Source organism: Paraburkholderia solitsugae (assembly GCF_013177695.1).
GTDB lineage: Bacteria > Pseudomonadota > Gammaproteobacteria > Burkholderiales > Burkholderiaceae > Paraburkholderia > Paraburkholderia solitsugae.
In genome coordinates this window covers 23,791-47,909 of the sequence record NZ_WOEY01000115.1, presented here as the reverse complement: position 1 = coordinate 47,909, position 24,119 = coordinate 23,791, and the positions used below count along the sequence as shown (strand labels likewise).

Genomic DNA, 24,119 nt, shown 5'->3' with positions numbered 1-24,119 from the left:
CAAACAGCGAAATCGCCGTGCGTCTGACCTCGATCAAACTCGCTGGCTTCAAGTCATTCGTCGATCCCACGCATTTCCAGGTCCCGGGCCAGCTCGTCGGCGTGGTCGGACCGAATGGGTGCGGCAAGTCCAACATCATCGACGCCGTGCGCTGGGTGCTCGGCGAATCGCGCGCTTCCGAGCTGCGCGGCGAGTCGATGCAGGACGTGATCTTCAATGGCTCGACCGCGCGCAAGCCGGGTAGCCGCGCCAGCGTCGAACTCGTGTTCGACAACGCCGACGGCCGTGCCGCCGGGCAGTGGGGGCAGTATGCCGAAATCGCCGTCAAGCGCGTGCTCACGCGCGACGGCACCTCGAGCTACTACATCAACAACCTGCCGGCGCGCCGCCGCGACATTCAGGACATCTTCCTCGGCACCGGCCTCGGGCCGCGTGCGTACGCGATCATCGGGCAGGGCATGATCGCGCGCCTGATCGAGGCGAAACCGGAAGAACTGCGCGTGTTCCTCGAAGAGGCCGCGGGCGTGTCGAAGTACAAGGAACGCCGCCGCGAAACCGAGAACCGCCTGCACGACACGCGAGAGAATCTGATCCGCGTCGAAGACATCGTCCGCGAACTCAGTGCGAACCTCGAGAAGCTCGAGGCGCAGGCGATCGTCGCGACCAAGTACAAGGATTTGCAAGCCGACGGCGAAGAGAAGCAGCGTTTGTTGTGGCTGTTGCGCAAGAACGAAGCCGGCGGCGAGCAGGAACGCCAGCAACGCGCGATCGAACAGGCGCAGATCGACCTCGAAGCGCAAACCGCGAAGCTGCGCGAAGTCGAAGCGCAACTCGAAACGCTGCGCGTCGCGCATTACTCTGCCAGCGACGCGATGCAGGGCGCGCAAGGGGCGCTGTACGAGGCGAATGCCGAGGTCAGCCGCCTCGAGGCCGAGATCAAGTTCATCGTCGAATCGCGTAACCGCACGCAGGCGCAGATTGCCGCGTTGACGGCGCAGCGTGAGCAGTGGCAGTCGCAAGCGCAGAAGGCGCAAGACGATCTCGAAGACGCTGAAGAACAACTGGCCGTCGCCGAAGAAAAGGCCGCGCTGGCCGAAGACGAAGCTGCCGCCAAGCATGATGCGATGCCTGCGCTCGAAGCGGGCTGGCGCGATGCGCAGACCGAACTGAACGCCGAGCGTGGCGGTATCGCGCAGACTGAGCAGGCACTCAAGCTCGAAGCGGCGCATCAGCGCAATGCCGATCAGCAATTGCAGCAGTTGCAGCAGCGTCACGAGCGGCTGAAGTCGGAAGCGGGCGGTCTGGATGCCCCTGACGAAGCGCAGCTCGAAGACTTGCGCATGCAGCTCGCCGAGAACGAAGAAATTCTGCATGACGCGCAAGCGCGCCTCGCCGACGCGCAGGAAACCCTGCCGCGTCTCGATGGCGAACGGCGCGTTGCCCAGGAACGTGTGCAGTCGGAAAGCGCACAGATTCATCAGCTTGACGCACGCCTTGCCGCGCTCAAGCAACTTCAGGAAAACGTCCAGACCGAAGGCAAGATCCAGCCGTGGCTCGAAAAGCATGAGCTGAATGGCTTGCCGCGTCTGTGGAAGAAGCTGCACGTCGAAGCCGGCTGGGAAGCCGCGCTCGAAGCAGTGCTGCGTGAGCGGCTCGCCGCCCTGGAAGTGTCGAACCTCGACTGGGTCAAGGCGTTCGCCACCGATGCGCCGCCCGCCAAGCTCGCGTTCTACGCGCCGCCGGCAGCGGGTCAGCCGGCCGCTACGCCGCCGGCTTTGCGTCCGCTGCTGTCGCTGGTTCGTATCGACGATGCGGGCATCCGTGCCGTGCTGAGCGATTGGCTCGGCCTCGCCTTCGTCGCTGACGATCTGCAACAGGCGTTGGCGATGCGCTCGCAATTGCCGGAAGGCGGCTCGTTCGTTGTGAAGGCCGGCCACGTCGTGACGCGTGTCGGCGTCCAGTTGTATGCCGCCGATTCCGAACAGGCCGGCATGCTGGCCCGTCAGCAGGAAATCGAAAACCTGGGCCGTCAGGTGCGCGCGCAAGCCTTGCTTGCCGATGAAGCGAAGGCCGCGGCGATCCGCGCCGAAGCCGCGCACACTCAAGCCGCGCAAGCGTTGACCGATGTACGTCAGCAGTCGGAGCGCGCGACGCAACGCGTGCACGCCTTGCAGATGGACGTGCTCAAGCTCGCGCAAGCGCATGAGCGCTACACGCAGCGCAGCACGCAAATCCGCGAAGAGCTTGCGGAAATCACGGCGCAGATCGAAGAGCAGCGCGCCTTGCGTGGTGAATCGGAAGCGAATTTCGAGCGTCACGATTCGGAACTCGCCGAATTGCAGGCGCGCTTCGAAGATCATCAAATGGCCTTCGAAGCCCTCGACGAAGCGCTCACCGCCGCGCGCGCCCAATCGCGCGATCTCGACCGGGCCGCCACCGACGCGCGCTTCGCCGCGCGCAACATGGCGAACCGCATCGACGAATTGAAGCGCAGCATCCAGGTCTCACACGAGCAGAGCGAGCGCGTCGCCGCGTCGCTGGAAGACGCCCGCGCCGAGCTGGAAACGATTAACGAGCAAACCGCGCATACCGGCTTGCAAGACGCGCTCGATATCCGTGCGGTCAAGGAAGAAGCGCTGCATGCTGCACGCCTCGAACTGGACGATCTGACGGCCAAGCTGCGTGCCGCCGACGAAACCCGTCTGACAGCCGAGCGTGCGCTGCAACCGCTGCGCGACCGCATCAACGAATTGCAGTTGAAGGAACAGGCCGCGCGCCTGAACGGCGAGCAGTTCATCGAGCAACTGGCGGCAGCCGGCGTCGATGAAGCCGAGTTGCAGGCCAAGCTCACGCCGGACATGAAGCCGTCCTACCTGCAAGGCGAAGTCACGCGGATTAACAACGCGATCACCGCGCTCGGGCCGGTCAACATGGCCGCGTTGGACGAACTGAAGGCGGCGAGCGAGCGCAAGACGTTCCTCGATTCGCAATCGGCCGACCTGAACAACGCGATCGAAACGCTGGAAGACGCGATTCGCAAGATCGACGGCGAAACGCGCACCTTGCTGCAGGGCACCTTCGACGAAGTGAACCGTCATTTCGGCGAGCTGTTCCCGCGTCTCTTTGGCGGTGGCCAGGCCAGGCTGATCATGACCGGCGACGAAATTCTCGACGCCGGCGTGCAGGTGATGGCGCAACCGCCGGGCAAGAAGAATTCGACGATTCACCTGCTGTCGGGCGGCGAGAAGGCATTGACCGCCACCGCACTGGTGTTCGCGATGTTCCAGCTGAATCCCGCGCCGTTCTGTCTGCTCGACGAAGTGGACGCGCCGCTCGACGACGCCAACACGGAACGCTTCGCGAACCTCGTGCGCGCGATGTCGGACAAGACGCAGTTCCTGTTCATTTCGCACAACAAGATCGCGATGGAAATGGCGCAGCAACTGATCGGCGTGACCATGCAGGAGCAGGGCGTGTCGCGGATCGTTGCGGTCGACATGGAAACGGCTGCGGGTTTCGCCCAGAATATCGTTTAAGTTTACGTTTGAGTTGATCATCGCGGGCGCCCGCGTTCAGCGCAGCGGCCAGCGGCCGCGCGACACATGGGGTGGGCGCATAGCCGCGCAGACAGAAGAATTGCTGATGGAGCATGCATGGACGAGTTGACACTCGGTTTGATCGGCGCGGGTGCCGTGGTGGTCGGGGGCGTGGTCGTGTACAACGCATGGCAAGGCGCGAAGGTGCGCCGCAAGATGCCGCGTCCGATGCCGGCCGATACCGCCGAAAGTTTTGCGCGGGACGATCAGGAGGAGCAGAGCCCGTTTATCGAACCGGCCCGGCCGACCACGCGGCGCGAACCGGTAGTGGGTTCAGACGCGGCGGCGGAAACCGCGGCGGCGCGCGTCGAGCCGACTTTTGGCGCAACAGCCGCGCCGCTCGATACGCCGGCCGATATCCAGGCCGAGACGACGACACCGAACGGCTATCCGGAAGCCGAGGGCATTGCTGAAGCCGAAGGCGGCCACGTGTCGACAGCCGGTGAACCGGTCGAGCCGATCCTGCCCGCTGCCACGACGATTTCGTCGGCGCCGCCGGCTATCGTCGACCGTCGCATCGATTGCATCGTGCCGATCCGTTTGAACGGCCCGGTGGCTGGCGACAAGGTGATTCCGCTTGCGCAGCGTCTGCGCCGCGCCGGCAGCAAGCCGGTGCATATCGAGGGCAAGCTCGAAGGCGGCGCGTGGGAATTGCTGCAAAACGGCGCGCGCTATGAAGAGCTGCGCGCGGCCGCGCAATTGGCCAATCGGAGTGGCGCGCTCAACGAACTGGAATTCTCGGAGTTCGTGACCGGCGTGCAGCAGTTCGCCGATGCGCTCGACGCGGCACCGGAATTCCCCGATATGCTCGAAACGGTCGCGATGGCGCGCGAGCTCGACGGATTCGCCGCGCAGTGCGATGCGCAACTGTCGATCAACGTCCTGTCCGACGGGGCGCCGTGGTCGGCCAACTATGTCCAGGCGATCGCGTCGCAGGACGGCTTGCTGCTCTCGCGCGACGGCACGCGCTTCGTGAAGCTCGACGCGAAGCAGAGCCCGGTGTTCATGCTGCAATTCGGCGACACCAATTTCCTGCGCGACGACCTGACCTACAAGGGCGGCCAGATGATCACGCTGGTGCTCGACGTGCCGGTCGCGGACGAAGACATCCTGCCGTTCCGCCTGATGTGCGACTACGCGAAATCGCTGGCCGAGCGGATTGGCGGACGGGTGGTCGACGACGGACGCCGTCCGCTGCCGGAAACCGCGCTGCTGGCGATCGAAAAGCAGTTGATGACGCTTTACGCGAAGCTCGAACAGGCGGGTATTCCGGCGGGTTCGCCGGCCACCCGGCGTTTGTTCAGCCAGTAACGGCGCTGTTTTCTATGCAGGACTCGACGGCCGCACCATGTGCGGCCGTCGGCGTTTGGGGCAGGGCTTCATCTGGCGTTTCACTCAGCGCTTTCCAGTGGCCGTTTCGCGGCAATGGTGAACGCACGAAACTGGCCATTCGGCCGATGTAAAGGGGCACGCTTCCTGCGATAATCCAATGTCTGAATTTCACTGAAGAACCTTCCGACAGCATGGCCCGAACTCCCGCCTCAAACCCTGCAACCAGCGCTCCGGCAGAGCGGGCCGCGTGGCTGCGCGCGGAACTCGAACGCGCCAACTACGCGTACTACGTACTCGATCAGCCGGACTTGCCGGACGCGGAGTATGACAAGCTCTTCAAGGAGCTGGAGCGAATCGAGACGGAGCATCCGGACCTGGTCGTACCGGATTCACCCACCCAGCGCGTGGGCGGCGAGGCGTCAAGCGGCTTCGAACCAGTTGTGCACGATCAGCCCATGCTGTCGTTGAACAACGGCTTCGCCGATGAAGACATCGTCGCGTTCGACAAACGCGTCGGCGATGCACTCGGCAAGAACGCGAGCGAACCGCCGGTGCCGGTCGATTACGCGGCTGAGCTGAAGTTCGACGGCCTCGCCATCTCGCTGCGTTACGTCGACGGCACGTTCGTCCAGGCGTCCACGCGCGGCGACGGCGCTACCGGCGAGAACGTCACCGAAAACGTCCGTACGATCCGTTCCATTCCGCTCAAGCTCAAGGGCAAACGCGTGCCGCACGTGCTCGACGTGCGCGGCGAAGTGCTCATGTTCAAGCGCGATTTTGAACGCCTGAACGAGCGCCAGCGGGCTGCTGAGCAGAAGGAATTCGCTAATCCGCGTAACGCTGCAGCAGGCAGTCTGCGGCAGCTCGATTCGAAGATCACCGCGCAGCGGCCGCTGTCGTTCTTCGCTTATGGAATCGGTGTGCTCGAAGGGTTCGAGATTCCGGCCACGCATAGCGAATTGCTCGACTGGTACAAGGAACTCGGCTTGCCGGTGAATGGCGAACGGGCGGTGGTGCAGGGCGCCGCAGGCTTGCTGGGGTTCTTCCACGCGGTAGGCGAGAAGCGCGACGCGCTGCCTTACGATATCGACGGCGTCGTCTACAAGGTCAACCGGCGCGATGAGCAGGACGCGCTCGGCTATGTCTCGCGCGCGCCGCGTTTCGCTTTGGCGCACAAATTCCCGGCGCAGGAAGCGCTGACCAAACTCGTCGCGATCGACGTGCAGGTCGGCCGCACCGGTGCGATCACGCCGGTTGCGCGGCTGGAACCGGTGTTCGTCGGCGGCGCGACGGTCACGAACGCGACGTTGCACAATGAAGACGAAGTGCGCCGCAAAGATATCCGCATCGGCGACACGGTGATCGTGCGGCGCGCCGGCGACGTGATTCCCGAAGTGGTGAGCGCGCTGCTCGACCGCCGCCCGGACGACGCCCGTGAGTTCGTCATGCCTACGCATTGCCCGGTGTGCGGCTCGAGCATCGAACGGCTGCCGGACGAGGCGATTGCGCGCTGCACGGGTGGCCTGTTCTGCCCGGCACAGCGCAAGCAGGCGCTGTGGCACTTCGCGCAGCGGCGGGCGCTGGATATCGACGGGCTCGGCGAAAAGATCATCGATCAGCTCGTCGAGCAGAATCTGGTGCGCACGCCGGCCGATCTGTTCAACGTTGGCTTTGCGACACTGGCTGAACTCGACCGCTTTGCCGAAAAGTCGGCGCAGAATCTGCTCGACTCGCTCGAAAAAGCCAAGCACACCACGCTCGCGCGCTTTATTTACGCGCTCGGCATCCGGCATGTGGGCGAATCGACGGCGAAAGATCTTGCCAAACATTTCGGCTCGCTGAATCCGATCATGGACGCCTCGGTCGAAGAATTGCTGGAGGTGAACGACGTGGGTCCTGTGGTGGCCGAGTCGATTCATCAGTTTTTCGCGGAGGAGCACAACCGCACAGTGATCGAGCAACTCCGCGCGCCGGGCAAGGTCACATGGCCGGAAGGCCCGCCCGCGCCGAGGGCGCCGCAAGGCGTGCTGGCCGGCAAGACGGTCGTACTGACCGGCACCTTGCCGACGCTTGCCCGCGAAGAGGCGAAAGAAATGCTCGAAGCGGCCGGTGCGAAAGTGGCCGGTTCGGTGTCGAAGAAAACAGATTACGTGGTGGCGGGGGCCGAAGCGGGCAGCAAGCTGGCGAAAGCCGAGGAACTCGGCATCCCGGTAGTCGACGAAGATGGTATGCGTAAGCTCCTGGAGGGGCAGTTATGATCCGCGAAATTCTCAAGATGGGCGACCCACGTCTTTTGCTCATTGCCGATCCGGTCGATCACTTCGACACACCCGAACTGCATGAGCTCGTCAAAGACATGTTCGAAACCATGCACGACGCGGATGGCGCGGGGCTCGCCGCGCCGCAGATCGGCGTCAATCTGCAGGTGGTGATCTTCGGTTTCGGACACAGCGAACGCTATCCGGATGCGCCACCGGTGCCCGAGACGGTGCTGATCAACCCGACCATCACACCGGTATCGCTGGATATGGAAGAGGGCTGGGAAGGCTGCCTGTCCGTGCCTGGCTTGCGCGGCGCGGTGAGCCGGTTTTCGATGATCAAGTATCACGGCTTCGATCAATACGGCAAGCCGATCGACCGTGTCGCCGAGGGCTTTCACGCGCGCGTCGTGCAGCATGAGTGCGATCACCTGATCGGCAAGCTGTACCCGATGCGGATCAACGATTTCGCGAAGTTCGGCTTCACGGAAGTTCTGTTTCCGGATCTGAACCCGAATAGCGACGACTGACGCCGCATCCCGGCCCGCGGTGCACGCATTGTCGCGTGCGCCACCAGCATAAAAAAACCCACATTTTCACGTGGGTTTTTTGTTGGGCGAGTGTCAGGGTGCGGGCACCGTGAGCCTTTCGCTGTTGAGCGTCAGGCCCCCGGCATCAAAACGACTCGTCCGCCGACAGATAGCGCCATTGGCCCGGCGGCAGTGCACCCAGCATCACCTGACCCATCCGCACGCGCTTCAGGCCGATCACTTCGAGGCCGACCAGCTCGCACATCCGGCGGATCTGGCGCTTCTTGCCTTCGCGCAGCACGAAACGCAACTGCTCGCCGTTTTGCCAATTGACCTGTGCGGGTTTCAGCGGCACGTCGTCGAGCGAGAGGCCGTGGCACAAGAGCGCGAGGCTTTCCGGCGGGAAGTGGCTTTCGACGTCGGTGGTGTGCTCGCCGAACGACACGCGCACCAGATACTCCTTGTCGATTTCCGAATGACCGCCGATCAGCTGCTTGGCGATGCGGCCGTCCTGCGTCAGCACCAGCAAGCCCGTCGAATCGATGTCGAGGCGCCCGGCCGGCGCGAGCTGGCGCAGATGCGAGACCGAGAAGCGGATGTCAGAACTGTCGCCTTCCCAGCGATTTTCCGGCGTGACCAGCGTGATCGCCGGTTGATAACCGTCTTCCGCCTGACCCGATACAAGGCCCACGGGCTTGTGGATCAGGACCGTCACCTGGCTCGCTTGCGCGGCTTCGGCGGCCGGGTCGATCTCGATGCGCTGGTCCGGACGAACCTTGGTGCCGAGCGTGTCGATCCGCTCGCCGTCGACCAGCACCCAGCCTTTTTCGATCCACTCGTCGGCTTCGCGGCGTGAGCACAGGCCGAGTTCCGACATCAGCTTGGACAGGCGCAGGGTGCCCGGCGCGTCTTCGTAATCGCGACGCGGTGTGCGCGGGGCGGCATCGGCGTCGTGTTCGGCTCTGGCTGCAGGCGCCGGGCCGCGTGGCTTGTCGGCGCGAGCGGGGCGGGCGTCATCGCCAAAGCGGCGGCCAGCGGCCGGTAGCGCCTTGTCGAAGCTGCGAGCAGGACGTTCGCCCCGGTCACTACGTTCGCCGGCACGCGCCGGACGATCGCCGAACTCCCGCTTGGCCGATGCGCGTTCGCCGCGGTCGACGCGCGGTGCGCGCGCCGGGCGGTCCGTGCGGTCGCTGTAGCCGCTTTTGACGGGCTTCGCGAAAGTGCGCTCGCCACGCTCGGACGAACCACGCTCGCCTTCAAAACGGCGCGGTGCGCTGTCGCTGCGCGGCCCGCGTTCGCCACCACGGCGCTCCTGCGGGGCACCACGGTCGCTGCCGAAACGGGGTCGATCCGAGGCGTCGCGCGCCGGACGCTCGCCACGCGGTCCGCCTTCAGGCGGACGGCCTGCGCCCGGACGCGGACCACTGAACGAGCGGCGTTCGCCGTCGTCACGGCGCGGGGCGCGGCTGCCTTCGAAACTGCGGGGAGCGCGTTCGCTGCGATCTGCGCTGCCTTCGAAGCGGCGGGGTGCGCCTTGGCTGCGCTCGCCGTCAGCGCGACGCGGAGCACGTTCGCTACGATCGCCACCACCTTCAAACCTACGGGGAGCGCGCTCACCGTCGTCACGACGCGGACCACGGTCGCCGCCGCCTTCAAATCGGCGCGGAGCGCCCTGGCTACGTTCGCCGTCAGCACGGCGCGGAGCACGTTCGCTACGATCGCCACCACCTTCAAACCTGCGGGGCGCACGTTCACCATCGTCACGACGCGGACCACGGTCGCCGCCGCCTTCAAACCGACGCGGCGCGCCTTGGCTACGTTCGCCGTCAGCACGGCGCGGAGCACGTTCGCTACGATCGCCACCACCTTCAAACCTACGGGGCGCACGCTCACCGTCGTCCCGACGCGGTGCGCGGTCACCGCCACCCTCAAACCGGCGCGGTGCGCCTTGAGTGCGTTCACCGTCAGCACGGCGCGGAGCGCGTTCGCTACGATCGCCGCCACCTTCAAACTTACGGGGCGCACGAGCGCCTTCGTCCCGACGTGGTGCACGATCGCCGCTGCCTTCGAAGCGGCGCGGTGCACCGCCGGCCCCTTCGCGCCGCGGCGGACGATCCGACGGCACGCGGCGCGCGGCGCCTGCACCACCTGCATCCCGCTCGCGGGAAAACGATCCTTCAGCCCGTGGCGTACGCGCACCGGCGCCCGCCGGCTTACCTGCACCAGCCGGACGCTTGCCGCCAACCGCCGCAGCGCCTTCACCCCGCGCCCCGTTAAACCCAGCCGTCGGCGTAGACGGCCTTGGCCCGGTCGGGCGCGTCGGCTTACGCGCCGAGGTGCTTCCGGTACGGACAGGGGCGCGTTCGGACGAAGCCGGCCGCGGGTGCTTGGCTGTTAATTTGACTCGCATGAAATCTCACACTGCAATCGCGCGCAGCAGTTCGGTCTCGACCTGAATTTGCAGGCGGTTGTCCGACAGACCGTATCCATCCAGCAGGAACACGTCTTCAACGCGTTCGCCGAGCGTATTGATCCGCGCCGACGCGACGCCGACCCGGTGCTCGGCCAGCACGCGCGCGATCGAATAAAGAAGGCCTGGCCGGTCATTCGCAGACACGGACAGGATGTAATATTGGCCGCGCTCGTCGGCCCGAAGATCGACGCGCGGCGTAACAGGGAAGGTCCGCGACAGCCGTGACAAACGGCCTTTCGACGGTCCCGGAAGCAGGGTGCCGTCACCGGTCAGGCGTGCGGTCAGTTCCTGTTCGACCAGATTGGCAATATCGCGATAATGCACGTCTTCTTCGGTATGCGCGACGAGGAAATTATCGAGCGCGTACCCGTGACGGGTCGTGCTGACCCGCGCATCGAGCACCGACAAGCCATTGCGGTCGAAATACGCACAAATGCCGGCGAACAGATCGGGCTGGTCTTTCACATACACCAGCACCTGAAGCGCCTCGCCGATCGGCGACGGACGTGCCCGCACGATCGGCGTCGTGGTCTCGACGTGCCGGTACAGCACGCGGGTTTGCCACGCGATATCCGCCGCGTCGTGGCGCAGGAAATAGCCGATATCCAGCTTGTCCCACAGCGCTTTTTGCGCGCCTTCCGGCACGGTTTCGAGGCGCAGCAGCGCAAGCGCCTCTTCCTGGCGCGATTTCAGTTCCGAATGCGCGTCAGGCCGTGCGCCGCCGAGCACCGCCAGGGTTGCGCGGTAGAGGTCCTCGAGCAGCTTGCCTTTCCACGTGTTCCAGACTTTCGGGCTGGTGCCGCGAATATCGGCCACGGTCAGCAGGTAAAGAGCGGTCAGCCGGCGCTCGTTGCCGACCAGTTCGGCAAAGCGCTTGATGACTTCGGGGTCGCTCGTGTCCTGTTTCTGTGCGACCTGGCTCATGGTCAGATGCTGCTGGACCAGCCAGACGACCAGTTCGCCGTCCTCGCCCTCGATGCCATGGTTGCGGCAGAAGCGCCGCGCGTCGGCCATGCCGAGCGTGGAATGGTCGCCGCCGCGGCCCTTGGCGATGTCGTGAAACAGCGCCGCCACGTACAGCACCCACGGCCGGTCGAAATTGGCGATCAACTGGCTGCAGAACGGATACTCGTGCGCATGCTCGGCGACCGCGAAGCGGCGCAGATTGCGCAACACCATGAGGATGTGCTGATCGACCGTGTAGACGTGATACAGGTCGTGCTGCATCTGTCCAACGATGCGCCGGAAGTTCAGCAGATAGCGCCCGAGCACGCTGGTCTGGTTCATCAGGCGCAGCGCGTGCGTGATGCCGGCCGGCTGCTTCAGGATGTCCATGAACAGGCGCCGGTTTTCCGGATCGCGGCGCCAATGCTGATCCATCACGTCGCGGGCGTTGTAGATCGCGCGCAGCGTGCGCGCCGACAGACCCTTCACGCCTGGCGTCTGTTCGTAGAGCAGGAAAGCTTCGAGGATGGCGTTTGGTTCGCGCTGGAATACGTCGTCGCTGGCGATTTCCAGCATGCCTTGCTTCTCGACGAAACGGTCCGAGAGCACGCGCGTGATGCCGCTCGTGTTGGGGAAAAGCTGCGCTTCGATATTCTGGATCAGGATCGTGGCGAGTTGCGTCACGGCCTTGGCGGACCAGTAGTAGCGGCGCATCAGCTGTTCGCTGGCGCGCTTGGTGGCCGTCGGTTTGTAACCGAAGCTTTCGGCTACCGGTGTTTGCAGATCGAACACCAGAATGTCCTGGCGGCGGCCGGCGATCACATGCAGCCGGGCACGCAGCGTTTTCAGGAAGCCTTCGTTGCGGCGCAGTTCGCGCGCTTCGCGCTCGGTGATCAGGCCGCGGGCTTCGAGCTCGCGCCAGCTACTGCCGAAACCGGCCGCCTGGGTAATCCACAGAATCAGTTGCAGATCGCGCAGGCCGCCCGGGCTTTCCTTGATGTTCGGTTCAAGCGAATACGGCGTGTCCTGAAACTTGGCGTGCCGCTGGCGCATTTCCAGCACTTTGGCCTGGAAGAACGCGCGCGGGTCGAGCGTCTCGCGATAGCGCTTGACGAAGTCGTCGAAGAGCGAGGTGCTGCCCGTAATGCGCCGCGCTTCGAGCAGCGAGGTGCGCACGGTGACGTCGTTGGCGGCTTCTTCGACACACTGCGCCACGCTGCGCACGCTGCTGCCGAGTTCGAGCCCCAAATCCCATGCGAGACTGATAAAGCGTTCAATGCGCGCTGCGAGGTGCTCGATCGGCGCGTCGGGCAGCAGGACCAGAATGTCGATGTCGGAGTGCGGCGCGAGTTCGCCCCGCCCGTAGCCGCCGACGGCCAGCAAGGCCAGTTCGGGCGGCAGCTGACAGGTGTTCCAGGCGGCGCGCAGCGACTCGTCCGTGGCGCGCGCCAAGGCGGCCATCAGCGCATCAACGTTGGAGGCCGTCTTGAAGCGTTCCAGCAACTGGGCTTTGGCCACTTTGTAGTCCGCCTTGAGCGACGTGGCATGGGATTGGGCGACGGCTGGAACACTACTCATTGGCAGGCGGACAGGTGAGGTCGGAAGTCGGTCAGGCCGTGGCCGCGACAGCCGGCGGACGCGCGGGCGTGCCGGCCGAGACAGTCAGCACGTCATAGCCGGTTTCGGTGACGAGGATGGTGTGCTCCCACTGTGCCGACAGGCTGCGGTCCTTGGTCTTGACGGTCCACTGGTCCGGCATGGTGCGGATGTCGCGCCGGCCGGCGTTGATCATCGGCTCGATTGTGAAGATCATGCCGGTCTGCAGCTCGAGCCCGGTGCCGGGACGGCCGTAGTGCAGAATCTGCGGGTCTTCGTGGAACACCGTGCCGATGCCGTGGCCGCAATATTCGCGCACCACGCTGTAGCCTTGCCCTTCGGCATGCTTCTGGATGGCGTAGCCGATATCGCCGAGATGGGCGCCCGGGCGCACCTGATCGATACCGAGCCACATGCATTCGAAGGTGGTCTGCACGAGGCGTTTGGCCATGATGGAGCCTTCGCCGACAATGAACATCCGGCTGGTGTCGCCGAAATAGCCTTCCTTGATGACCGTGACGTCGATATTCAGCGCGTCGCCGTTCTTCAGGGTCTTGTCGCCCGGAATGCCGTGACAGATCACGTCGTTCACCGAAATGCAGGTGGCTTTCGGATAAGGCGGATAGCCTGGCGGCTGATAATTCAGCGGCGCCGGAATCGTGCCCTGTTCGTTGAGCATATATTCGTGACACAACCGGTCGAGTTCGCCGGTCGTGATGCCGGCCGTGACGAACGGCGTAATGTAGTCGAGCACTTCGCTGGCAAGCTTGCAGGCGACGCGCATCTGCGCGATATCGTGTTCGTTTTTGAGCGTAATAGCCATGAGTCGGGCCTGAAATGCGATTTATTGCGAGATTATCGCACCATATTCCGGCTGCCGCAGGCTTTTGCCATGGTTTTGCGCTAAGGCAGCCGCCGCGCAGGTGCAACCCGGCTGCGGCAAACGGGAGCTACCGCGCAGGTTGAGTCGGCCGATAGTCACGTGCTATAATCTTTGGCTAAGTCGATCTCTGTCTTATTTTGTTGCTTTATTGCTGTTCTAATGAACACAAGCAAGGCACAAACAGGCAGGAAAGGCTCATCGTAGCGATAGTTGCCTGCGCTACGGGATAAGGCGGTACCAAGGCAACAGACTCGCAAGTCGGCGCACCCAGGGTGTCCGTCGCGTTCAGCCAGAAAGTATGACTGGCAGCGCGGCAGATACGGCAGCCGGCTTAAGACCCAACCCTCGCGGAGAATTTCATGGCAGTTACTATGCGTCAAATGCTGGAAGCCGGTGTCCACTTCGGTCACCAAACGCGCTTCTGGAACCCGAAGATGGCCCCCTTCATTTTCGGCCATCGCAACAAGATTCACATTATCAACCTCGAAAAGACGCTGCCGATGTACAACGACGCGCTGAAGTACGCGCGTCAACTGGCGGCGAATCGCGGCACGATCCTGTTCGTCGGCACGAAGCGTCAATCGCGCGACACGATCGCTGAAGAAGCGCAACGCGCTGGCATGCCGTTCGTCAACGCACGCTGGCTCGGCGGCATGCTGACCAACTTCAAGACGCTGAAGGTCTCGATCAAGCGCCTGAAGGACATGGAAGCGGCGCTGGAAGCAGGCGAAACCGAACGCATGAGCAAGAAAGAAGCGCTCCTGTTCGAACGCGAAATGGCCAAGCTGCAAAAGTCGATCGGCGGCGTGAAGGACATGGGCGGTATTCCGGACGCAATCTTCGTGGTCGACGTCGGCTACCACAAGATTGCCGTGACCGAAGCTAACAAGCTCGGCATTCCGGTCATCGCCGTGGTCGACACGAACCACTCGCCGGAGGGCATCGACTACGTGATCCCGGGTAACGACGACGCTTCGAAGGCTGTCGCTCTGTACACGGCTGGCGTGGCTGACGCGATCCTGGAAGGCCGTGCAAACGCGGTCAACGACGTGGTGCAAGCTACCCGTGGTGGTGACGGCGACGAGTTCGTCGAGGTCAACTCGGAAGCGTAAAGCTGCCCCGTGTCCGGCAAAAAAGGGGGCTTTCTACAGGCCCCCTTTTTTTAAGCCGCGACAAAGTAGTGGTGTGCTGTGAGCAGTGCCTGAAACATAGTCCGTAGAAAATACGTGCGATGTTGAAACGAATTCTTGCCGCCGGTATCGAAGTCCGGGCGGCGTGTGACAGACGGAACTCAAGGAGCAAATGATGGCGGCAATTACCGCAAGCATGGTTGCAGAACTGCGCGCAAAGACCGACGCGCCGATGATGGAATGCAAGAAGGCGCTGACGGAAGCCGAAGGCGACATGGCGCGCGCTGAAGAGCTGCTGCGCGTGAAGCTGGGCAACAAGGCCAGCAAGGCAGCGTCGCGCGTGACGGCTGAAGGCGTGGTCGCATCGTTCATCGGCGGCAACGCGGGTTCGCTGGTCGAACTGAACTGCGAAACCGACTTCGTTTCGAAGAACGACGACTTCCTGGCGTTCTCGAAGACGGTCGCTGAGCTGGTCGCTACGCAAAACCCGGCTGACGTCGCGGCCCTGTCGGCACTGCCGCTGGACGGCTCGACGGTCGACGCAGTGCGTCTGGCGCTGGTCGGCAAGATCGGTGAAAACCTGTCGATCCGCCGTTTCGTGCGTTTCGACACGGCGAACAAGCTGGCAGCGTACCTGCACGGCACGCGTATCGGCGTGCTGGTCGAGTACACCGGCGCGGACGAGCAGGTCGGCAAGGACGTGGCCATGCACATCGCCGCCATGAAGCCGGTCTCCCTGTCGTCGGACGACGTGCCGGCCGATCTGATCGCCAAGGAACGCAGCATTGCTGAACAGAAGGCTGCTGAATCGGGCAAGCCGGCTGAAATCGTCGCCAAGATGGTCGACGGCAGCGTGCAGAAGTACCTGAAGGAAGTGTCGCTGCTGAACCAGACGTTCGTTAAGAACGACAAGCAGACGATCGAACAGATGCTGAAGGCTGGCAACGCGAGCGTGCAGAAGTTTGCGCTGTTCGTGGTCGGCGAAGGCATTGAGAAGAAGCAGGACGACTTCGCAGCTGAAGTGGCCGCTCAAGTCGCTGCTGCAAAGCAACAATAAGTATCGCTTAAGCTTCAGTTAGTACCGTTGGACCCGCGGCGGAGCAAGACTTTGCCGCGGTCGGCGGCGCCGCAAGGCTGTGCGCGGGTTGACCCTCGCTGCACAGCCGCCGCTGGCGAACCCTAGGGTTCGTCAATTTGGCGACGCTTGCCCGAATCAGTATTTCACCCCTACATTAGTCCCTTGTTGTTGCCCTGTTCTGCGCGATCTGGATACCCCTATGCCCACTGCCTATAAACGCGTCCTGCTCAAACTCTCCGGTGAAGCTCTGATGGGCGACGATGCCTTCGGCATCAATCGCGCGACCATCGAACGAATGGTGGCGGACGTGGCCGAAGTGGTCCGTCTCGGAACGCAGCTGGCCGTGGTGATCGGCGGCGGCAATATTTTCCGCGGCGTCGCGGGCGGCGCGGCCGGTATGGATCGCGCTACGGCTGACTACATGGGTATGCTGGCTACAATGATGAACGCGCTGGCGCTGCAGGATGCAATGCGCCACGCCGGTATCGAAGCGCGCGTGCAATCCGCGCTGCGCATGGACCAGGTGGTTGAGCCGTACATCCGGCCCCGCGCGATTCGCCAGCTCGAAGAAGGCAAAGTCGTGATTTTCGCGGCCGGTACCGGCAATCCGTTCTTCACGACGGATACGGCCGCCGCGCTGCGCGGCTCGGAAGTCGGTGCGGAAGTGGTGCTGAAAGCCACCAAGGTGGACGGCGTCTATTCGGCCGACCCCAAGAAAGACCCGAGCGCGACCCGTTACACCACGATCAGCTTCGACGAAGCCATCGGCCGCAATCTGCAGGTGATGGACGCCACGGCGTTCGCGCTGTGCCGCGACCAGAAGCTGCCGATCCGGGTGTTTTCGATCGTCAAGCCGGGCGCGCTTAAGCGCATCGTACTAGGCGAGGACGAGGGTACCCTCGTCCACGTGTAAACTCTCGTTCACATAACGTGGGCTTTAACGCGAGCCCAGGCCGCCGCATAGTGCGCGCGCTGGCCGACTCGCACCGTTTTGAAGGTTCGGAGGTTTAAAAATGTCTGTGGCTGATATCAGGAAGGGCGCTGAGCAAAAGATGCAGCGTTCCATCGACGCGTTCAAGAACGACCTGTCGAAGATCCGCACGGGCCGTGCACACACGGGCCTGCTCGATCACATCCAGTGCGATTACTACGGTTCGCCGGTGCCGATTTCGCAGGTCGCGAACCTGACGCTGATCGACGCACGCACGATCGGCGTGCAGCCGTGGGAAAAGAAGATGGTCCAGGTCGTCGAAAAGGCGATCCGCGAGTCGGACCTCGGTCTGAACCCGGCTACGCAAGGCGACGTGATCCGCGTGCCGATGCCCGCGCTGACCGAAGAACGCCGCCGCGAACTGACCAAAGTGGTCAAGAGCGAAGCGGAAACGGCCAAAGTCGCTGTCCGTAACCTGCGCCGCGATGCAAACGAGCAACTGAAAAAGCTCGTGAAAGACAAAGAAATTTCAGAGGATGACGAGCGCCGTGCGGGTGACGACGTTCAGAAACTGACGGACAAGTTCGTCACTGAAATCGACAAGCTTGTAGTGACCAAAGAAGCCGAGATCATGACGGTCTGAGGCCGGTTGGCTCAGACTTTCAGATCTCCACTTCTTTTTTTGTCACAGTCCCGACGGCCATGACCTATACCAGCTCAACCGTGCGCGTGCCTGACGTCGCCGCGGTGCCGCGACATATCGCGATCATCATGGACGGCAACGGCCGTTGGGCGACCCAGCGCCGTCTGCCGCGCGTGGCCGGCCATACGCGCGGCGTCGACGCGGTGCGTGCGGCCGTCGAGGCCTGCGCCCGACAGGGCGTCGAATACCTCACGCTCTTTGCCTTCAGCTCGGAAAACTGGCGCCGCCCGAACGACGAAGTGTCGTTCCTGATGCGCCTGTTCGTCACCGCGCTGGAGCGCGAGATCGGCAAGCTGCACGCGAACGGCATCCGCTTGCGCGTGGTTGGCGATCTGTCGAAGTTCGATGCCCGCATCCGCGATCTGATCAAGCGCGCGGAGACCAAGACCGCGCGCAACACCCGTCTCACGCTCACCATCGCCGCCAACTACGGCGGCCGCTGGGACATCATGCAGGCCACCCGCAAGCTCGCTGAACAATCGGCGTTGGCGGGCAAGGCGGTCGAGGTGAACGAGGACTCGTTCGCCGAACACCTGTCGATGGCCTATGCGCCGGAGCCGGACCTCTTTATCCGCACCGGCGGCGAGCGCCGCGTCAGCAACTTCCTGCTCTGGCAACTCGCCTACACCGAGTTCTACTTCACCGACACGTTCTGGCCGGATTTCGACGCAGACGCGCTCGGCCACGCTATCGCCTCCTACGCGGAGCGCGAGCGCCGCTTCGGCCGCACCAGTGCTCAACTCGAGCCGCAATCGCAAAACGTCGATTCGCTTCCATGCTAAAAACCCGTGTCATCACGGCGATCATCCTGCTGGCGATCTTCCTGCCGGTCACGTTGCTCGCGCCGGTGGGCGCGTTCGGCGCGCTGATCGCCTTCGTCGTCGTGTTCGCCGCATGGGAGTGGGCGCGCTTGCTGAAGCTCGGCGGCGCGGGCCCGGTCATTTACGCGCTGGTGGCCGCGGTCGCGCTGGTCGCGAGCACGGGTCTCGGTACCGGCGTCGGGGAAGCCCGGCCGCTCCTTCAGGCGGCCGCAATTTTTTGGGTGATCGCGGGGCCGTATGTGCTCCTGCGCAAGCCAACGCTTTCCCAAGGCGCCTGGCGCGGCTTTCTATTCCTTGCCGGTATTGTGGTATTCGTCGCGTGCTGGCATGCTCTCGTCGCCGCGCGCATGAAGGGCGTGCCGTTCGTGCTGTCGCTGCTGCTATTGGTATGGCTGGCCGATATCGGCGCATACTTCTCCGGAAAAGCTTTCGGAAAACACAAGCTGGCGCCCGCCATCAGCCCTGGTAAGACGTGGGAGGGTGCGGTCGGCGGGTGGCTGGTGGTGATGATCGTCGCAGCGGCGGCGGTCTTTTTGCACGCGTTCGAGCCGACCCTGTATTCTGCGCTGCTGGCGCAATGGGGCGCCGTACGTACGCTGCTCGCCCTGACCCTGCTGGTGGCATTCAGCGTGGTGGGCGACCTGTTCGAATCAATGATGAAACGCCAGGCCGGAGTGAAAGATTCAAGCGGCCTGTTGCCCGGGCACGGTGGCGTACTCGACCGCATCGACGCATTGTTGCCGGTGCTGCCGCTTGCCATGCTGCTGCTCGGCTAGAGAAAGAGATATGCAAAAACGTCTGACATTGCTCGGTTCCACGGGCTCGATTGGAGACAGCACGCTTGACGTCGTCGCGCGTCATCCCGAGCGCTTTTCGGTTTACGCGCTCACGGCGCATCGCAACGGCGACAAGCTCGTCGAGCAATGCCTGCGCTTTCAGCCTGAAGTTGCCGTGGTCGGCGATGCCGATACGGCCGCGCAGGTCGCCGCGAAACTGCGCGAAGCGGGCTGCAGGACCGAAGTCACGTACGGGCCGCAAGCGCTCGTGGACGTCTCGAAGAGCGACGGCTGCGACACGGTAGTGGCGGCGATCGTCGGCGCCGCGGGCCTCGCGCCGAGCCTGGCCGCCGCGCGCGCCGGTAAGCGTATTCTGCTCGCCAACAAGGAAGCGCTGGTGATGTCCGGCGCGATCTTCATGGACGCGGTGCGCGACAATGGCGCCGTGCTGCTGCCGGTCGACAGCGAACACAACGCCATTTTTCAATGCCTGCCGCGCGAAGCGGAGCTGCACGGCGGCGTGTCGAAGATCATCCTGACCGCCTCGGGCGGCCCGTTCCGTACGCGCGAACCGGCCACGCTGGTCGACGTCACGCCTGACGAGGCCTGCAAGCATCCGAATTGGGTCATGGGCCGCAAGATTTCGGTCGACTCCGCCACGATGATGAACAAGGGCCTCGAAGTGATCGAGGCGCATTGGCTCTTCAACTTGCCGGGCGAGCGCATCGAGGTGTTGATTCACCCGCAAAGCGTGATCCATTCGATGGTGTCGTACGCCGACGGCTCGGTACTCGCGCAACTGGGCAACCCCGACATGCGTACGCCAATCGCGCATGCGCTGGCGTTTCCGGAGCGTGTCGATTCGGGCGTGGCGCAACTCGATCTGCTGCAGGTCGCGTCGCTCTCGTTCGACAAGCCGGATTACACACGCTTCCCGTGTCTCGCGCTCGCCGTGAAGGCGCTGGCCGAGGGTGGGTTGGCGAGCGCGGCGCTGAACGCCACGAACGAAATCGCTGTTGAAGCGTTCCTGTCGCGCCAGATCGGTTTCATGGCGATCGCTCAGGTGGTCGACGCCGTCCTCAACGCGTTACCGAACCGCAGCGCGCACGCGCTGGAAGACGTGATCGAAGCGGACGCGGCCGCACGCCGTGCCGCCGCCGACTTCATCGCACGTCTGCCGGACGCCGCCCGTCGCACGGAACGCGCCGTCCAGTGAGGCGTCTATGAATCTGCTGATCGAACTGCTTGCCTTCGCGGTCGCGATTGGCGTACTGGTGGTCGTCCACGAGTACGGGCATTACAGCGTGGCGCGTTTGTGCGGCGTCAAGGTGTTGCGTTTTTCGATCGGCTTCGGCAAGCCGCTGTTCCAATGGGTGAGCCCGAAGACGGGCACCGAATGGACGATTGCCGCGCTGCCGCTGGGCGGCTACGTGAAGATGCTCGACGAGCGCGAGACTGGCGGCGCGCCGATTCCCGCTGAAGCCTTGCCGTATGCGTTCAACCGGCAGTCGGTGTGGCGCCGGTTCGCGATTGTCGCAGCCGGTCCGATCGCGAACTTCCTGCTCGCCATCGTGCTGTTCGCCCTCGTGTTCGCCACTGGTGTGACGGAGCCGGCGGCGGTGGTGGCCGCGCCCGCTCCGAATACGCCGGCGGCGTTGGCCGGTTTCGACGGTGGCGAAACCATCGTCGCGGTGCGTGCCGAGAACGCTGGCGAATCCGAGCGCGTGCGCTCATGGTCCGACCTGCGCTGGAAACTGCTGGGCGCGGCGTTCGATCATAAGCGCATCGTGTTGAGCGCGAAAGATGGCCACGGCACCTCGGATTTCCAACTGGATCTGCGCGGGATCACCGAGAAAGAGGTCGACGACGACTTTATGTCGCATCTCGGCTTCGAGCCAGGTGGTGGCAAGCTCACGGTCGCGGGTGTGCAGCCGGATAGCGCAGCGCAAAAGGCCGGCCTTGCGATAGGCGACCGTCTGCGCGCGGTCGACGGTATTCCTACCGATAACGCCACGGCCTTCATCGCTTATGTAAAATCGCACGCCGGTGTGCCCGTGATGCTGCGGGTCGAGCGTGGTGGGCAAGCGGCGGGTACGCTGGAAGACGTCCGCATCGTCCCGCAGTCGCAGCGTGATGACGCAACGGGGCAGCAGATCGGCCGTATCGGCGCGGAACTCGCCACCCAGGTGCCGTCGATCGACGTGCGATACGGACCGGTCGAAAGTCTGCAACTGGGCGCTCGCCGTACGTGGGATCTGGCTGTTTATTCGGTGCGCATGTTCGGACGGATGATCGTCGGCGAGGCTTCGCTGAAGAATCTTTCTGGCCCCGTGACGATCGCCGATTACGCAGGAAAGAGCGCACGTCTAGGTCCTTCTGCATTCCTGTCGTTCCTGGCCCTTGTCAGTATTAGCCTCGGCGTACTGAACCTGTTACCAATTCCGGTATTGGACGGGGGTCATCTGTTATATTATTTGGTTGAAGCTGTAACCGGCAAGGTTGTCTCTGATCGCTGGCAACTCGTTTTGCAGAGGGCGGGTCTCGCCTGCATCGTCGCTTTGTCGGCGATTGCGCTGTTCAACGATCTGGCTCGTTTAATCCATTTTTAAAGTGTCTGGCGGCGTTCACGATGGCGACCGTCTGACCTGATGCAGCTATACACACTGGGGAAGCACGTTGTTTAAACCTCATCGCTTTGTTCCAAAGACGGTTATAGCCGCGGCATTCGCCGCGCATGGGCTGGTTGCTCACGCAACGACGCCCTTCGTGGTGCAAGACATCCGGATCGAGGGATTGCAACGCGTCGAACCCGGTACCGTGTTCGCGTACCTGCCTATCAAGCAAGGCGATACCTTTAGCGACGACAAGGCTTCTGAAGCCATTCGTGCGCTGTACGCCACGGGCTTCTTCAACGACGTCAAGATCGCGACAGAAGGCAATGTCGTCATCGTGCAAGTGCTGGAACGCCCGGCCATCGGCACGATCGACTTCGCCGGCATTCACGAGTTCGACAAGGACAACCTGACGAAGGCGCTGCGCGCGGTCGGTTTGTCGCAAGGCCGTTATTACGACAAGGCACTCGTCGACAAGGCCGAGCAGGAACTGAAGCGCCAGTATCTGACGCGCGGCTACTATGCCGCCGAAGTGACCACCACGATCACGCCGATCGACCGCAACCGCGTGTCGGTGCTGTTCTCGGTGGCTGAAGGTCCGAGCGCGAAGATCCGCCAGATCAACTTCATCGGCAACAAGGCGTTCAGCACGGGTACGCTGCGCGACGAAATGCAGTTGTCCACGCCGAACTGGTTCTCGTGGTACACGAAGAACGACCTGTACGCGAAAGACAAGCTCACCGGCGACCTCGAAAACGTCCGCTCGTATTACCTGAATCGCGGCTACCTCGAGTTCAACATCGAGTCGACCCAGGTGTCGATCACGCCGGACAAGAAGGACATGTATCTGACGGTCACGCTGCACGAAGGCGAGCCGTACACGATCAACAGCATCAAGCTGGCCGGTAACCTGCTCGACCGCGAGCCGGAGCTGGCCAAGCTCATCAAGATCAAACCGGGTGACCGGTTCTCGGCTGAAAAGCTGCAAGCCACCACCAAGGCGATCGTCGACAAGCTCGGCGAATATGGTTATGCGTTCGCCACCGTCAACGCGCAGCCGCAGATCGATCAGGAACACCACAAGGTCGACCTGACGCTGCAAGTGGACCCGAGCCGCCGCGTGTACGTGCGCCGCATCAACGTGGTCGGCAACACGCGCACGCGTGACGAAGTGGTGCGCCGCGAAATGCGCCAGCTCGAAAGCTCGTGGTTCGATTCGAACCGCCTCGCGTTGTCGAAAGACCGGATCAACCGTCTCGGCTACTTTACGGATGTCGACGTGACCACGGTGCCTGTCGAAGGCACGCCGGACCAGGTCGATGTGGATGTCAAGGTGGCCGAAAAGCCGACCGGTGCGATCACGCTGGGTGCGGGCTTCTCGTCGACCGACAAGGTGGTGCTCTCCGCGGGCGTGTCGCAGGACAACGTGTTCGGTTCGGGTACGAGTCTCTCGGTCAACGTGAATACCGCCAAGACGTACCGTACCCTGACGGTCACGCAGGTCGACCCGTACTTCACGGTCGACGGCATCAAGCGGATTACCGACGTCTACTACCGTACGTACCAGCCGCTGTACTACTCGACGGATTCGAGCTTCAAGATCGTCACGATCGGTGGCGACCTGAAGTTCGGTATTCCGTTCTCCGAAGTCGACACGGTGTACTTCGGTGCCGGCCTCGAGCAGAACCAGCTGGACATCGACGCGAACACGCCGCAAAGCTATATCGACTACGTGAACGAGTTCGGCCGTGTGTCGAACAACGTGCCGATCACGGTGGGCTGGTCACGCGACGCGCGCGACAGCGCGCTGGTGCCGAGCCGCGGCTACTTCACACAGGCGAACGCCGAATACGGCACGCCGCTCGGCGGCACGCAGTACTACAAGGCCGACATCAACGCGCAGTACTATTATTCGTTTGCGCGCGGCTTCGTGCTGGGCTTCAACTTCCAGGGCGGTTACGGTAACGGCCTTGGCGGCAAGCCATACCCGATTTTCAAGAATTACTACGCGGGCGGTATCGGTTCGGTGCGGGGCTACGAGCCGAGCTCGCTGGGTCCGCGCGACGCGAAGACGAACGACCCGATCGGCGGCTCGAAGCTGCTGGTGGGTAACATCGAATTGACGTTCCCGCTGCCGGGTACGGGCTACGACCGCACGTTGCGTGTCTTCACGTTCCTCGACGGCGGTAACGTCTGGGGTACGGAAGGCAACAGCGTCGGCGCGAACGGCCTGCGTTACGGCTATGGTGTGGGTCTCGCGTGGATTTCGCCGATCGGCCCGCTCAAGCTCAGCTTGGGTTTCCCGCTCACGAAGCACACCGGCGACCAGTATCAGAAGTTCCAGTTCCAGATCGGGACGGCATTCTGATCCGGCGGGCGGTGAACCGGCGGCGGGTGGCCTCGGCCAACACGGGCGGCTCCCGGCGGGCCCGGCCAAACTACAGTATCGAGAGGA

Annotated in this window: 16 protein-coding genes; 13 read left to right on the top strand and 3 right to left on the bottom strand. The window is 63.4% G+C overall.

The genetic code is table 11. From position 1 onward, the window contains the following. Nucleotides 1-17: 17 nt before the first annotated feature. The 4 genes from smc to def all read left to right on the top strand — a co-directional run bounded on the left by smc (nucleotide 18) and on the right by def (nucleotide 7,716). Nucleotides 18-3,536: a chromosome segregation protein SMC gene (smc, locus tag GNZ12_RS28925; RefSeq protein ID WP_172315585.1), complete on the top strand. Its 3,519-nt coding sequence runs from the start codon at nucleotides 18-20 to the stop codon at nucleotides 3,534-3,536. A gap of 117 nt (nucleotides 3,537-3,653) precedes the next feature. After that, nucleotides 3,654-4,907, top strand: a complete 1,254-nt coding sequence (locus GNZ12_RS28920) for a cell division protein ZipA C-terminal FtsZ-binding domain-containing protein (RefSeq protein ID WP_172315584.1) — start codon at nucleotides 3,654-3,656, stop codon at nucleotides 4,905-4,907. A gap of 212 nt (nucleotides 4,908-5,119) precedes the next feature. Then, nucleotides 5,120-7,186, top strand: coding sequence for an NAD-dependent DNA ligase LigA (gene ligA / locus GNZ12_RS28915; RefSeq protein WP_172315583.1), 2,067 nt, complete (start codon nucleotides 5,120-5,122; stop codon nucleotides 7,184-7,186). Further along, nucleotides 7,183-7,716 (top strand): peptide deformylase, encoded by a 534-nt coding sequence (gene def / locus GNZ12_RS28910; protein ID WP_172315582.1) that lies wholly within the window; start codon nucleotides 7,183-7,185, stop codon nucleotides 7,714-7,716. Before ligA ends, def begins: the two co-directional genes overlap by 4 nt. Nucleotides 7,717-7,861: 145 nt before the next feature. On the opposite strand, the gene GNZ12_RS28905 is transcribed toward def, so the two are convergent. From GNZ12_RS28905 to map, 3 genes are read right to left on the bottom strand one after another with little or no spacing between them, the layout of a single operon-like run. Next, the gene (locus tag GNZ12_RS28905) at nucleotides 7,862-10,126 is read right to left on the bottom strand and encodes a pseudouridine synthase (RefSeq protein WP_172315581.1); all 2,265 of its coding nucleotides are present in this window, start codon (nucleotides 10,124-10,126) and stop codon (nucleotides 7,862-7,864) included. A gap of 6 nt (nucleotides 10,127-10,132) precedes the next feature. Beyond that, nucleotides 10,133-12,712: a [protein-PII] uridylyltransferase gene (locus GNZ12_RS28900; protein ID WP_172315580.1), complete on the bottom strand. Its 2,580-nt coding sequence runs from the start codon at nucleotides 12,710-12,712 to the stop codon at nucleotides 10,133-10,135. A gap of 31 nt (nucleotides 12,713-12,743) precedes the next feature. Beyond that, nucleotides 12,744-13,553, bottom strand: a complete 810-nt coding sequence (map, locus tag GNZ12_RS28895; RefSeq protein WP_172315579.1) for a type I methionyl aminopeptidase — start codon at nucleotides 13,551-13,553, stop codon at nucleotides 12,744-12,746. A gap of 419 nt (nucleotides 13,554-13,972) precedes the next feature. Between map and rpsB the strand changes: the two genes are divergently transcribed. The 9 genes from rpsB (at nucleotide 13,973) to bamA (ending at nucleotide 24,032) form a co-directional block, all read left to right on the top strand. After that, entirely contained in the window at nucleotides 13,973-14,725 is a 753-nt protein-coding gene (rpsB, locus tag GNZ12_RS28890; protein ID WP_074283097.1) for a 30S ribosomal protein S2, read from the top strand. Nucleotides 14,726-14,918: 193 nt separating this feature from the next. Further along, on the top strand, nucleotides 14,919-15,800 hold the full coding sequence (gene tsf, locus GNZ12_RS28885; RefSeq protein WP_172315578.1) for a translation elongation factor Ts: 882 nt from the start codon (nucleotides 14,919-14,921) through the stop codon (nucleotides 15,798-15,800). A gap of 220 nt (nucleotides 15,801-16,020) precedes the next feature. Further along, complete coding sequence (gene pyrH / locus GNZ12_RS28880) at nucleotides 16,021-16,734, top strand: UMP kinase (RefSeq protein ID WP_054926390.1); 714 nt, start codon at nucleotides 16,021-16,023, stop codon at nucleotides 16,732-16,734. Between the two features lie 100 nt (nucleotides 16,735-16,834). Continuing rightward, nucleotides 16,835-17,395, top strand: coding sequence for a ribosome recycling factor (gene frr, locus GNZ12_RS28875; protein ID WP_054035184.1), 561 nt, complete (start codon nucleotides 16,835-16,837; stop codon nucleotides 17,393-17,395). Nucleotides 17,396-17,454: 59 nt separating this feature from the next. Continuing rightward, nucleotides 17,455-18,237: a polyprenyl diphosphate synthase gene (uppS, locus tag GNZ12_RS28870; protein WP_172315577.1), complete on the top strand. Its 783-nt coding sequence runs from the start codon at nucleotides 17,455-17,457 to the stop codon at nucleotides 18,235-18,237. Beyond that, nucleotides 18,231-19,052, top strand: a complete 822-nt coding sequence (locus GNZ12_RS28865) for a phosphatidate cytidylyltransferase (RefSeq protein WP_172315576.1) — start codon at nucleotides 18,231-18,233, stop codon at nucleotides 19,050-19,052. Before uppS ends, GNZ12_RS28865 begins: the two co-directional genes overlap by 7 nt. Before the next feature lie 10 nt (nucleotides 19,053-19,062). Next, entirely contained in the window at nucleotides 19,063-20,268 is a 1,206-nt protein-coding gene (locus tag GNZ12_RS28860) for a 1-deoxy-D-xylulose-5-phosphate reductoisomerase (protein WP_172315575.1), read from the top strand. Between the two features lie 7 nt (nucleotides 20,269-20,275). Next, nucleotides 20,276-21,661, top strand: coding sequence for an RIP metalloprotease RseP (rseP, locus tag GNZ12_RS28855; RefSeq protein WP_172315574.1), 1,386 nt, complete (start codon nucleotides 20,276-20,278; stop codon nucleotides 21,659-21,661). Nucleotides 21,662-21,728: 67 nt separating this feature from the next. Further along, nucleotides 21,729-24,032 carry an outer membrane protein assembly factor BamA gene (gene bamA, locus GNZ12_RS28850; RefSeq protein WP_172315573.1) on the top strand — a complete coding sequence of 768 codons (2,304 nt, stop codon included), beginning with the start codon at nucleotides 21,729-21,731 and terminating at the stop codon, nucleotides 24,030-24,032. The last annotated feature ends 87 nt before the right edge of the window (nucleotides 24,033-24,119 follow it).